Origin of the sequence: Lactobacillus acetotolerans DSM 20749 = JCM 3825 (genome assembly GCF_001436775.1) — a bacterium.
Classification (GTDB): Bacteria; Bacillota; Bacilli; order Lactobacillales; family Lactobacillaceae; genus Lactobacillus; species Lactobacillus acetotolerans.
This window is the reverse complement of the sequence record NZ_AYZC01000050.1, coordinates 1-9,552: the sequence shown is the minus strand read 5'-3', so window position 1 is coordinate 9,552 and position 9,552 is coordinate 1. Positions and strand designations below refer to the sequence as shown.

10 protein-coding genes are annotated in these 9,552 nt (G+C 38.0%); 9 read left to right on the top strand and 1 reads right to left on the bottom strand.

Annotated features, from left to right (window positions below):
• Positions 1-135 precede the first annotated feature (135 nt).
• Complete coding sequence (locus FC77_RS06845; protein WP_156641846.1) at positions 136-513, top strand: hypothetical protein; 378 nt, start codon at positions 136-138, stop codon at positions 511-513.
• Positions 514-829: 316 nt separating this feature from the next.
• On the opposite strand, the gene FC77_RS07930 is transcribed toward FC77_RS06845, so the two are convergent.
• A complete protein-coding gene (locus FC77_RS07930) occupies positions 830-949 on the bottom strand; it encodes a putative holin-like toxin (protein ID WP_373290582.1) in 120 nt (39 codons plus the stop codon).
• A 289-nt stretch (positions 950-1,238) separates the two neighbouring features.
• Between FC77_RS07930 and FC77_RS06840 the strand changes: the two genes are divergently transcribed.
• From FC77_RS06840 to FC77_RS06805, 8 genes are all read left to right on the top strand, one after another.
• Positions 1,239-1,997 (top strand): DeoR/GlpR family DNA-binding transcription regulator, encoded by a 759-nt coding sequence (locus tag FC77_RS06840; protein WP_056970877.1) that lies wholly within the window; start codon positions 1,239-1,241, stop codon positions 1,995-1,997.
• The gene (gene pfkB / locus FC77_RS06835; protein WP_054682198.1) at positions 1,994-2,908 is read left to right on the top strand and encodes a 1-phosphofructokinase; all 915 of its coding nucleotides are present in this window, start codon (positions 1,994-1,996) and stop codon (positions 2,906-2,908) included. Before FC77_RS06840 ends, pfkB begins: the two co-directional genes overlap by 4 nt.
• A gap of 23 nt (positions 2,909-2,931) precedes the next feature.
• Entirely contained in the window at positions 2,932-4,911 is a 1,980-nt protein-coding gene (locus FC77_RS06830; protein ID WP_056970873.1) for a PTS fructose transporter subunit IIABC, read from the top strand.
• Between the two features lie 159 nt (positions 4,912-5,070).
• The gene (locus FC77_RS06825) at positions 5,071-5,961 is read left to right on the top strand and encodes a metal ABC transporter solute-binding protein, Zn/Mn family (RefSeq protein WP_056970871.1); all 891 of its coding nucleotides are present in this window, start codon (positions 5,071-5,073) and stop codon (positions 5,959-5,961) included.
• Between the two features lie 71 nt (positions 5,962-6,032).
• A complete protein-coding gene (locus FC77_RS06820) occupies positions 6,033-6,653 on the top strand; it encodes a metal ABC transporter ATP-binding protein (protein WP_056970875.1) in 621 nt (206 codons plus the stop codon).
• On the top strand, positions 6,653-7,450 hold the full coding sequence (locus FC77_RS06815; RefSeq protein ID WP_056970869.1) for a metal ABC transporter permease: 798 nt from the start codon (positions 6,653-6,655) through the stop codon (positions 7,448-7,450). Before FC77_RS06820 ends, FC77_RS06815 begins: the two co-directional genes overlap by 1 nt.
• A 173-nt stretch (positions 7,451-7,623) precedes the next feature.
• Positions 7,624-8,856 (top strand): lactate oxidase, encoded by a 1,233-nt coding sequence (locus FC77_RS06810; RefSeq protein WP_054682195.1) that lies wholly within the window; start codon positions 7,624-7,626, stop codon positions 8,854-8,856.
• A gap of 418 nt (positions 8,857-9,274) precedes the next feature.
• The gene (locus FC77_RS06805) at positions 9,275-9,532 is read left to right on the top strand and encodes a YSIRK-type signal peptide-containing protein (RefSeq protein WP_056970868.1); all 258 of its coding nucleotides are present in this window, start codon (positions 9,275-9,277) and stop codon (positions 9,530-9,532) included.
• Positions 9,533-9,552 lie beyond the last annotated feature (20 nt).

The window sequence follows — 9,552 nt, the reverse complement described above, 5'->3', positions numbered from 1 at the left end:
AATCATACGAGAAAGGAACTCCTTTTTCTAATGTTTTAGGAAATTAAATTAAGGAATAATTCATCCTTACACAAAATATTTTACGGTCTCTCAAGACGAGATTCATCGGAGCTTATTGCCGCATTTACTTTGTTTTTGGGAGCTCCATTTATTATTGTTCTTGCTAATATAATTTCAATAGCAATAATTTCTAGTTCTCAACGTAATGAAAGCATATATCAGTTGCAAATTTTAGGATTTTCGTTTACCGATCTTTTAAGTGAAAAGTGTTTAGAAGCTTTATTATATGCAGGGGTTATTTTCTTTGTTGGTATAGTTAATAACACTTTCTTATTTGAAGCAATTTTGAGAGCTGCACAAAATACTGGGGTTACTGTGAAAGATAATTGGTTTTCAATTATTTATTGGCCAGGAGTTATTAGCATTATTGCCTTTCTATTTATTGTGATAATAGATATTGCACATATTTACCGTATAAGTACGAGAAATGAAGTACCTGAAGTTATAGAATAATTAAAATCTTATTGTCCAAGTTATGATAAAATACAAGAAGAAGTCCTGTGAATAACAGAACTTCCCATGTAGAGCCGTAAAAGACGGTGACTAAACATTATAACGACAAATAATCGCTAGCTCGGCCAAGCCAAGGCGGTTATTTTTCTATTCAATGAATGATTTGGTTATAAATACTATCTAAAAATTACTTGTTCATGCTATAATATAAAAAGAAGCCCTGTGAATAACAGAACTTCTCATGTAGAGCCGTAAAAGACGGTGGCATGATAATAATTACTAAAAAGTAACCGTTAGCCAGGCTAAGCTAAAACGGTTATTTTTTTGTTGATTTTTTAATCAACTCAACAATTAATGCTATTATTTCGATCACTAGTGCGATCAAATTAATCACAAAAGTACCAAAAATTAGCATTAATTGTAACGCACCCCAAATGGATACTAAGCTACTCCTTCATTTAAGAATATGGAGTAGCGCGAATAGTTTTTTAACCATAAGCACCACCTCCATTTTTAAGAGATAGCCACCGCCTTAACTTCTCTACGAAATATAATTATACAGGAAACATTGTTTAAATTTACCGTAAATATAGTTAATAGAAATGAGTTGTTCAGATGTAGAGCAACTCATTTTACATATTTTTGAATAAATTTGAATATTTATGAACGAAAATGATTTCTTTTGAAGGTGAAACCGAATACAATATATTTCGAGGTGAAAAATGATGCTGACGCAAAAACGACGGAATCTTATTGAACGCTATGTTAATCAGCATGAATTATGTCGTGTTAACGAGCTTTGCAAGTTAACCTCTACTTCAGAATCGACCATCCGACGTGATTTGATTCAAATGGAGAACCAAGGGTTAATTAAACGGGTTCATGGTGGTGCGCAGTCAGTTAAGAATTTTTCCCGCGATGTATCGCAACACATTCGTTTCAATATAAATCATGATGCAAAAATTGCAATTGCACGTTATGCTGTTCAAAAGTTTGTTCATGCAGGTGATTATATTTTTATTGATGCGGGAACCACAACCTATGAAATGGTTCCTTTCATCACGAAAATCCCGCACGTGACAATTATTACCAATGGGATTGAAACCGCCTTGTGCAGTTTAAATCATGGTATCGAAACGTTATTGATCGGTGGTAAAGTTAAAGATGATACGCATGCTGCTGTTGGACAATCTGCCCTTGAGCAAATTAAGGCAATGAATTTTGCTGCCAGTTTTGTCGGGGTCAATGGGATTGATTATAATGGTAATCTAACCACGCCCGATCCAGAAGAGGCAGCAATAAAGAAAGCTGAGATTACGCAAGCGGGTCATGCCTACGTTTTGGCAGATACTTCCAAAATAGGTGAGCGCAACTTTGCTGTATTTGATAACATTAAGGATGTCGTTGTTGTTACTAATCGACTTAATTTAAGTCAAAAAAAGGCACTACCTGCCAAAGTCAATTTAGAGGAGGTACAGGAATGATATATACAGTCACTGTTAACCCAGCACTTGATTATGTTCTTCAATTAGAAAAAGTCGACCGCGGGGAAGTTAACAGAACTAATAATTATTCATTTTTAGCTGGTGGTAAAGGAATTAATGTTTCCCAAATCCTTAATCAGTTAGGCATTGACAACACTGCTTGGGGCTTTGTTGGCGGCTTTACTGGTAAAGAATTGGTTCGGCAATTGAACCAGAAGAGAATTGTTAACGATTTTGTTACTATTTCTGATGTTACCCGGGTTAATGTTAAGATTCATGCCCAAAAGGAAACGGAACTTAACGCATCTGGCCCGAAGATTACTAACCAGGAAATCGTGGCTTTTAAGGATCGGTTAAACGATCTAAAGAAGGGCGATATTGTTGTAATGAGCGGTTCTCTTACCCCAGGTCTTCCAGCAGACTTTTACCAACAACTTTTGCCAACAATTAAGGATGCTGGTGCAGAATTTATCGTTGATACTACTGGTCAGGCTCTTCTTGGTACTTTGTCATATAAGCCATTGGTAATTAAACCGAATCACCATGAACTGGCTGATCTGTTTAATACCACCTTTGATTCGAGCGACGTAATGCTTGAATATGCCCAAAAACTTTTGAAGAAGGGTGCACAAAACGTAATGGTTTCTATGGCGGGAGACGGTGGCTATCTCTTAACTAAGGACCACGTTTACCACGCTAGAGGTGCTGTTGGTACTGCAGTTAACTCAGTTGGTGCCGGAGATTCAATGATTGCTGGCTTTGTTGGCACTTACTTCAAGACCCAAGATCCTAAGGAAAGCTTTAGAATCGGAATGGCTTGTGGTGCCGCAACTGCCTTCACTAAAGATATAGCTGTTAAGAGTCAAATCGACGCAGTTTTACCACAAATTAAAGTAGAACAAATTTCTTAAAAGATAGCAGAAAGGAAAAAGGAATGAGAATCAAAGATATTTTGGACACCGAGTCCATGATCATGAATCTCAAGGCGACAAATAAAGAAGATGCCATTAAAGAAATGGCTGACCTTGAGGTTAAAACCGGGATTGTCAACAATGAAGATGAATTCATCAAGTCAATCTGGTCCCGTGAAAAAGAATCAACTACCGGTATTGGTGGCGGGATTGCAATGCCCCATGCCCGTAACAAGTCAATTAATAAGGCACGAGTACTTTTCGCCAAGAGTGAAAAGGGTATTGATTATAATGCTTTAGATAAGAAGCCTGTTCACTTATTCTTCATGATTACTGCTCCAGCAGGAGCTGATAATACTCACCTTGAAGCTTTGGCTAAGTTATCTGGTTTATTAATTAACCCAGATTTAGTAGAAAAGCTTAAGGGTGCTAAGACTCCTAAAGAAGTTATTGACCTCTTTGAGGATGCCGAAGCTAAGAAAGATGCTGAGGATAAAGCTGCAGCTGCCAAGAAGAAGGCTGCAGCTAAAAATACGAGCAAGTCTGAGACGAAGAAGCCTTTAATTGTTGGTGTTACTGCATGTATTAACGGTATTGCCCACACTTATATGGCTCAAGAAGCTTTGATTAAGGCTGGTAAGAAGAAGGGTATCGACGTTAGAATCGAAACTAACGGTTCTGAAGGTGTTAAGGATAAGTTAACCCCAGAAGAAATTAAGCGTGCTAAGGGTGTCATTATTGCATCGGAGAAGAAAGTTGATATGGCTCGTTTTGATGGTAAGCCTTTGACTAACCACCCAGTTATCGACGGAATTAATAAGCCTGACCAACTGATTGATATCATTATGAATGGGAAAGCAGGAATTTATCATTCTGATGCTTCAGAATCTTCTGCTTCTGGTTCAAGTCAAGAATCTAAGCCCGGCGTATGGAGTTCCATCTACAGGAACTTAATGAACGGTATTTCGCACATGTTGCCATTTGTTATCGGTGGTGGTATCTTAATGGCTCTCTCCTTCATCGTAGAGAACTATGCCGGTGGTCCAAAGTCTCCTGCATTTATTTTCTTAAATAATGCAGGTAATATGGCCTTTGCATTCATGGTTCCAATTCTTTCTGCTTATATTGCTGAATCAATTGGAGACTTGCCGGCCTTAATGCCCGGCTTTGTTGGTGGTTTCATGGCTACCGTTTATACCGGTGCTTACGGTGGTGCCTATACCGCTAATGTAATGGCCAATGCTAAGTCTCCAGCTGGATTCTTAGGTGGGCTTGCATCTGGTTTCATTGCTGGTTACTTAATGGTTGGCTTGAAGAAACTATTTAGTAAGATGCCTAAATCAGTTGAAGGCATGAAGCCAATGCTGATTTACCCAATTCTAGGCCTGCTCCTAATTGCCGCTATTATGTACTACATTGTTAACCCAATCTTTAGCGGGATTAACTTTGCAATTACTAACTTCCTGAACAACTTAGGTACTGGTAACTTAGTAGTGCTAACTGCTATCCTGGCCGGAATGATGTCAATCGATATGGGTGGGCCTTTCAACAAGGCTGCTTACGTCTTCGCATCTGGTGCCTTTACTAACGATCCGCACTCAACCACTGCTGCTATTATGATGGCTGCTGTTATGGTTGGTGGTATGGTTCCACCATTTGCTACGGCTATTGCTACTGCCTTCTTTAAGAATAAGTTCACTATGAAGGAACGTCGTGCCGGTGTTTCTAACTGGGTACTTGGCTTCTCCTTCATTACTGAAGGTGCCATTCCATTTGCCGCAGGTGACCCGGGACACGTAATTCCATCATGTATTATCGGTTCAGCTATCGGTGGTGCACTTGTAGGTCTCTGGCACATTGCCGTTCCTGCACCTCATGGTGGTTTATGGGTATCCCCACTTGCCAACCACATCTGGCTATACTTCTTAGCCACGATTATTGGTTCGATTGTCGCTGGTTTAATCTTAGGATTCTGGCGAAAACCGGTAAAAAACGATAAGTAAAAATAAATAACTAACAATTATGCGTCACCAAAAGGTGACGCATTTTTAGTGTATAATAGTTAGTAATTATCTTTATTAACAAGGGATCATTTTATGATACGATAGAATGATTTTACAAATTGGAATCAAAAATTTAATGTAAGGAGATGTAAATTAAACATGAAAAAACTTACTAGATTAAAAAAAATACTTACTTTTGCAGGTATAATTGGGGCACTTGTTTTAGTGTTATCTGCATGTTCACAACAACCAAAAAAGAGTTCTAAAATTTCCATTGTCACTACAACCAATATCTATGCTGATATTGCACAAAATGTAGTTGGCAAGTATGGTAAAGCCACGCCGCTTATCAAGAGCGGTTCAATGGATCCGCATGATTTTGAACCTAAGACTAGTGACGCTAAACTTTTATCAGGAGCTAATATCGTTGTTGCCAACGGTTTAGGTTATGATAGCTGGATGAATAATTTGTCTTCATCAGTTGATAAAAAGCCGCTTTTAGTCGGTGAAGATTTGATGGGACTTAAAAAGGGCGATAATCCACATATCTGGTATAACCTGAATATGCCAACTAAGTACGTTAATTATTTAGTCAAGCGTCTTTCAAAGATCGATAAAAGGCATGCGGCTTATTACCGTGCAAATGGTAAGAACTACTTGAAGAAGATTGGTAAAATTAAGAAGATTACTGCTGGTATCGACGGCCGGAATAAAAAGCCGGTTTATGTCAGTGAACCTGTCTTTGACTATGCCTTAAAGTCTGTTCATTTTAAGGTTGGCGACAAGAACTTTGAGCAGGCTATTCAAAATAACACCGATCCAAGTCCTGCGATGGTCCAAACTATGACGGAAAACATTAAGAAGCGTAAAATTGCCTTCTTTGTTAATAACTCACAGGTTTCGAGTTCAACTGTAAATAACTTTATTAGACAGGCTAAGGCCAAAAATATTCCAGTAGTTTCTGTTCGAGAAATCATTCCTAACAATACGACCTACTTAAACTGGATGACAAATAATTATCACAAATTAGCTAGAGTAGCTAAGAAATAAAAAAATATTATGATATTAAAATAAAAGGTGGTGCAAATTTGGAAGATATTTTAGAAGTAAAAGATCTTGCAATGAGATTTGATAAAAAAACAGTTTTTAAAAATGTAAATTTTAAACTGAAGAAGGGTTCCATGACTGCACTTTTGGGACCGAATGGAACAGGGAAGACGACATTAATTAATATTTTGATGAAGCTTCTTGTTCCTAGTAACGGCAGTTTTAAATTTAGTGCTGATGTTTCTTTAGGTTATGTGCCGCAATTTAGAAACATCGACGCAGAATATCCGTTATCAATTGAAGCATTCGTTGGTTTGAATGCTCCTGTAATTAAGACAGATAAAACTAAAAGAGCAATCAAGCGCCAGTTAGAAGAAACCCATTTGCTTGGCATTAAGGATACAAGGATGGGTGAAGCCTCTGGTGGTCAGAAACAGCGTGCTTATTTGGCACAGGCTTTGCTTGATAATCCAGATATGATTATTTTGGATGAAGCTACAGCTAGTTTGGATCCAACTGCAAAGGAAGAATTAATGGGTTTAATTAAACACCTAAACCAGAAGCATAAGATAACGGTGCTCTTTGTTACGCACGATGTGCCACTTGCAAAGAAGTATATGAAAGATTATCTTTATTTGAATCACGGAACGATTCAACAAGGTAAAATGGATGAATTTAAGGGGGATTATGAATAATGTTTGCATACGGATTTATGCGTAATGCCTTCTTAGCCAGTACCTTTATTGCAATTACTTGTGGTGCGGTTGGTGTTTACGTTGTAGCACGTAACTTTAGTTTTTTAGCTCATACTTTGTCAGAAATTGGCTTTGCTGGTGCCGCTTTTGCGGTCTGGTTAGGAATTGCTCCTCTGTGGGGGATGCTGATCTTCACACTGTTGGGCTCAATTAGTGTTGGTGAGCTTTCGATGCATAGTGACCAGAAAGAATCGGCGATCAGTGCGATTTCTGCCCTGTTTATTGGGTTAGGTGTATTGTTCCTGGCAATTTCTGGAGCCAATAGTAATTACGCAACCAATATCCTGTTCGGCAGTATTATCGGTGTTGATAAGCAGGGCGTCATTCATTTAGTTGTCTTATCGATCATTGTTTTGCTTTTGATTTTTGCTATTCAAAGACCATTAAACTTTGATTCCTTTGACCACATCGGTGCCTTGGCTCATGGTGTTAAGAGTGGTTTAGTTGGGGTTATCTTCTTGATTGCCTTGGCTATGTCTGTTTCAATCGGTGCCCAAATTGTTGGTTCACTGCTTGTCTTTATTTTACTTACCTTACCACCAGCAACTGCATGTTACATTGGCCGCACAATCCCAACAATGATTGCCTGGTCGGTGTTCTTCGCGCTAATTGGTGTTTGGGCCGGCCTTTATTTAGGCTTTATCACCAACTTGCCGGTAACGTTCTTTATTGCCGTAATCGAAGTAGCAATTTACTTAATTACTTATTTTGTTCACGTAGTAAGACATAATTTATAGTTAATAAAAATTTGGAATAGGTCTTAAATGGTCTATTCCTTTTTGCTTGTGAAAAATCGTATAATACAAAATACTGTTATTTAAATACTTTAGGTCTATTTTCACTAACTTTTGAAAACACTTTCAGTTATAATGTGGTTAAACATAAATTTTGGATAAAGGGGATTTTTAAATTGACAACTTATTATAATGGATTTCCGCAAAGTGATCGCAATGAAACCATTCATATGGTAAACGTAGATGAACTTGAAGAGCGGGCTAAGAAAGTTATGCCAGAAGGAGCTTATTATTACATCGCTTCTGGTGCCGAAAATGAGTGGACATGGCGGAATAATATTGCGTCATTTAATCATTTTCAGATTGTGCCCCGCGCCTTAACCAATATGGATAATCCACAGACAGATACTGAATTTATGGGGATGAAATTAAAGACGCCAATCATGATTTCACCGATTGCCTGTCACGGGATTGCCCATAAGGATGCGGAAGTGGCAACTCAAGAGGGGGCTGCCGCAGCTGGTGCACTCTTCTCATCAAGTACTTATGCTAATAAGAGTGTTGAAGACATTGCCAGTGCTGCTCCTAATGCACCACGTTTCTTTCAGCTTTATTTAAGTAAAAATTGGGACTTCAATAAGATGGTCTTTGATGCGGTTAAAAAGGCTGGTTATAAGGGTATTTTCTTAACAGTTGATGCTCTGGTATCTGGTTACCGTGAAGCTAACCTGCGGACTAAGTTTGCATACCCGGTTCCACTTGATTTCTTTACCCGTTACCAAGGCGCTAAAGGTGAAGGTCAGACTGTTGCCCAAATGTATGCGGCATCTGCACAAAAGATTGGCCCTAAGGATGTACAACGAATTAAGAAAATGTCTGGCTTACCTGTCTTTGTTAAGGGAGTTATGTGTGCTGAAGATGCATTTAAGGCTATTGGTGCCGGTGCTGACGGTATTTATGTAACTAACCACGGTGGCCGTGAGGTTGATAGTGGCCCAGCTACCATTGATATGTTGCCAAGCATTGCTAAGGCAGTTAACCACCGTGTACCAATCGTCTTTGATTCTGGTGTTCGTCGTGGTTCACACGTATTTAAGGCTTTGGCACTTGGTGCTGATATGGTTGGAATTGGCCGTCCATACCTTTATGGTTTAGCGCTTGGTGGTGCTAAAGGTGTTAAGTCCGTCATTGATCAATTGGATATGGAATTAAAGATTGATATGCAATTGACGGGATGCAAGACAATTGAAGATGTTAAGCATGCTAAGATTGAACATATTAATTATGCGGCTGATAATTTGAAGTCCAATACAGATCCATCAAGATTTAAGGGTTATCCTGTAACTAAAGATAATCAAATTAAGGAAGACAAGAGTTCTGATGCAGTATCAGGAGCTTCTCAAGCTTAATTACTGATAAAGATAGAGAGGATTGTGACTCATTAGGTGAGACGCAATCCTCTTTTTGTTTAAAAATTTATCTTGATCAATATTAGTTTATCTTGATCATTTAAGCTAAAATGATCAAGAAAAAGTTGAATTTTGTTTTCTCAAAACTTAATAGTAGTTTAACTATTATGAAGTGTTTTTTATTTGTTGAGGGGGTGCTACTGCAACTAGGTATGCTTTTAAATATGAAAATATTTTAGGCGTTATTTGTAGCGTAAACTTAATAGTTATTGCTATGATAGGATTCTTTAATTTATTTAATTGGTTTGAACCAATTATTTATACAAGTTATCATTTACATTATTGGAAACAGGTTTTACTATTGTTATGTAACAAATAAATTGAAAAATATATTCCAATGATGTAGAGGATGTAAAGTATGTTAGGTAAAAATAATTTCAAAGAACGTTTAAAGAAGATGGAGTTGCAGGCTAAAAAAGACCGCTTCTCTATTCGTAAATTAACGATCGGCGCAGCTTCAGTGCTGCTTGGCTTTAGTTTTATGGGGCTTAATGCGCAGTCAGCTAAGGCTGAAACCGTTAACCCCGTAAAGCAGGACCAAGAAACATTAAATGCACAGTCAGACTCTGAAAATAAAGTGGCTCTTTGTCAAATCCTGTTGATAGAGAGTAAATGAATAGAATCAGGCAGTCATTA

Excerpts from the sequence above, each read along its gene's own strand:
- FC77_RS06840 (WP_056970877.1), top strand. The coding sequence starts at position 1,239 with ATGCTGACGCAAAAACGACGGAATCTTATTGAACGCTATGTTAATCAG.
- pfkB (WP_054682198.1), top strand. The coding sequence starts at position 1,994 with ATGATATATACAGTCACTGTTAACCCAGCACTTGATTATGTTCTTCAA.
- FC77_RS06830 (WP_056970873.1), top strand. The coding sequence starts at position 2,932 with ATGAGAATCAAAGATATTTTGGACACCGAGTCCATGATCATGAATCTC.
- FC77_RS06825 (WP_056970871.1), top strand. The coding sequence starts at position 5,071 with ATGAAAAAACTTACTAGATTAAAAAAAATACTTACTTTTGCAGGTATA.
- FC77_RS06820 (WP_056970875.1), top strand. The coding sequence starts at position 6,033 with ATGAGATTTGATAAAAAAACAGTTTTTAAAAATGTAAATTTTAAACTG.
- FC77_RS06815 (WP_056970869.1), top strand. The coding sequence starts at position 6,653 with ATGTTTGCATACGGATTTATGCGTAATGCCTTCTTAGCCAGTACCTTT.
- FC77_RS06805 (WP_056970868.1), top strand. The coding sequence starts at position 9,275 with ATGTTAGGTAAAAATAATTTCAAAGAACGTTTAAAGAAGATGGAGTTG.